The sequence below is a fragment of the Metalysinibacillus jejuensis genome (genome assembly GCF_003057615.1).
Taxonomy (GTDB): Bacteria; Bacillota; Bacilli; order Bacillales_A; family Planococcaceae; genus Metalysinibacillus; species Metalysinibacillus jejuensis.
Window position 1 is genome coordinate 1 of the sequence record NZ_QAFW01000176.1, and the last position, 396, is coordinate 396.

At 40.4% G+C, this 396-nt stretch carries 1 pseudogene; it reads left to right on the forward strand.

The features are described from left to right. Positions 1-134: 134 nt before the first annotated feature. A pseudogene (locus DDE80_RS14765) lies at positions 135-396 on the forward strand (IS66 family transposase); the annotation flags it as partial.

The window sequence follows — 396 nt, forward strand, 5'->3', positions numbered from 1 at the left end:
AATCGTGGTATTCTTAGCCATGAGAGATTCCTCCTCGTAAATGTTGGTGTGGTAACTTACATTTTACATGGAATCTCTCTTTTTTATTGCATTTTATTGGTAAAAATTAGTTAATCAACAGACGTGATAATCACCTTCATAAAAAACTACTGCGAGAAGAAATTGCCCATGCGGATGAAACGGGGTTATAGGTATTAAACGAGCCAGATCGCGCTGCAACGAGTAAATCCTTTATGTGGATGTATCGAACAGGTCGAGCAGTAGCGCCCATCGTGCTTTATGATTACCAAACAACACGTGCTAGTAAACATCCAAAGGCCTTTTTACAAGGATTTTCGGGTTATCTACATGTCGATGGCTATGCAGGTTATCATGACTTACCGAGGGTAGAGTTGG